We start from the raw sequence: 2,153 nt of genomic DNA, 5'->3' as shown, positions 1-2,153 counted from the left end.
TTTTTTCTCTTCAGCACTGGCTGGCGCTGTGAGAATTAAACCGCTGAGAATAAGAGTAAGCCAATGCGCCTTTTTCATGCGACTTTCCTATTTTTTCAAAGCTTCAAGACGCGCTTTGGCGTCACTGTTTTGTGAGTCATAATTAAGAACCGCTTCGTACCAATAAATGGCGGTTTCTTTGTCGGCACTAAAGCAGCCTTGTGCTGATGCCGTTTCTGGATCGTATTCACGAGCGTAATTCAGTGCGATATCAACATCACCTGATTGTGCTTTATAAGCATATAAACGCTGAGCCACATCACATTGATTGTTCTGTTTTGCGAGTGAGATCGTTGCAAGGATAGTCTTGCTATCTGGTTGGCTCTGTATACAACTTTGTACAAAGGCTAATGCGGTACCTGATTTCATGTTTTCAACACTGCACACACTGGTTGTTGCCGGTTCTGGTGTCGGTTGTGGTGCAGGTTCGCCTGCTGGATTGCCTCTTAGTAAGAAGAACCACGTTAAGATACCCGCTAAAATTAAAATCAGGATAATCGCTAAAATTAAGCCAATTTTTGATTTTTTCGGTGCAGGTGGTGTTGGTCGTTGTGGCGGTTCATCCACCTTCATTTCAGGAATAATTGGCTCAGGCTCTTTGATTGATTCAGGCTCTGGTGAAGTTTCGACAATGGGAGTGGGTGGAACGGCTTGAGTATCTAACGTTGCCGTTGATTTTAATGCTTCACTTTGACCTTGTGCTTGTGAGGCTAAGACACCATCACGAATACGCAATCGTCCGATATCTTGTGTTTCGTTATCGTCTTTTAACGTAAATTGATACGCCATTTGTAAGTTGCTAACGAGGGGATCGACCAACGTTTTATCAAGAACGATTTGATAGCCGTCCTCAGCATCTTCAAGTGACAGCTGGTGGAAAAAGGCATTACCTACCCATTCCCCTTTATCATTTAAGAAATAGCGATCTTGATTACGCTGAATGCTTAAATAAACAGGGGAAGCGTCACCTTCCCAATTTCGAATGCTTAATACCGCAAAGCCAGGTCGAGCAGGTTGTACGGGTTTTAATTCTGGATTAAACACGAATTATGACTCCACGATGGATGATTTCATGGTTTGAATGATTTGACCTAACAGTGCATTTTGTTCAGCACTGATCTCTCTTCCCGCAGAATGCCCCGCATTCTCGGTAATAATCGCTGATAAAGCGATAAGCCAATCAATCACAAATAAAAGAGTATAGTTAACGGGGTTGGTCGGTAAGCGAACTAAACGCTCATCATCAGCCCATTGCACACTCGTGTTATCGGGTCTTTCAAAGATTTTATGACCAACATTGATTTTGCTATCTGGCTTTTCAACCCCGTTATCTTTGAAATTAAACCAAGTAATAAAGTCGCCCAGTACATTATATACGCGAGATGATTGCTGTTCGGCTAAGTCATCGCGTCGAGCGATGGCTTCGGTGCCTGCAAGGGTTTTCAACATACGTTGTTCAACACCAAGGCGGTTAATCGCCGTGATAAGCTCATCAACTAACAGCACCATAATTTCTTGATCAATGCCTAAATAGGTTAACAACGTACCGTTATCTGGCAGGCTGCGCAGATGGTTTATCCATAATGCCATCACTTTTTTAGGGTAGGTAACCTCATTACCGTGACCTTTAGGGGCTTCATCTTCTTCTGAGACCAGAGAAATTGGCGCATCGCTAAAGAGATCGAAAGTGGGTTGCTCCATAGCTGCAAAAGCAGAAACTGGGGCTTGAGTCGCTTTTTTGTTATCTGAAAGCGAATCAACAATCTCTTTTTCTTGCATATACAGGTCGTAGAGTGATTTACGCGAAGGCAGAAGATAATCTAGCAAGGCACCTTGTAGATAAGGGCGACTTTGCATAAAGCGTAAGATAGTGGCTGCATTACGACGTTTGACTTGAAGCTCTTCTTCACCACCGGATTGATACCATTTTTCAAGATGATGACCAATTAAATCACGTTGAATTTCTTGCAATTGCTCGCTAATACGTTCAAGTTTTAGTGATTTTAATGCAACGGTTTCAAGGTAGTCTGCAAGGCGTTGCATCCCCCCATCGTTAAGCGACAACATCGCCTCCCATGCTTGGTCTGGCTCACGAATATAGCGTTGGACAGTTT

At 43.2% G+C, this 2,153-nt stretch carries 2 protein-coding genes; both read right to left on the bottom strand.

The annotated features are described in order from the left end of the window. Positions 1 to 87 precede the first annotated feature (87 nt). Complete coding sequence (locus tag BHE89_RS15455) at positions 88 to 1,083, bottom strand: hypothetical protein (protein WP_069369500.1); 996 nt, start codon at positions 1,081 to 1,083, stop codon at positions 88 to 90. Positions 1,084 to 1,086: 3 nt separating this feature from the next. Further along, the coding region (locus BHE89_RS15450; protein ID WP_216081015.1) for a virulence factor SrfC family protein at positions 1,087 to 2,153 on the bottom strand (1,067 nt) is incomplete at its 5' end.

This window comes from Shigella sp. FC1967, assembly GCF_001743005.1.
Taxonomy (GTDB): domain Bacteria; phylum Pseudomonadota; class Gammaproteobacteria; order Enterobacterales; family Enterobacteriaceae; genus Proteus.
The sequence above is the reverse complement of the archived record's forward strand: the minus strand, read 5'-3'. Positions and strand labels throughout refer to the sequence as shown.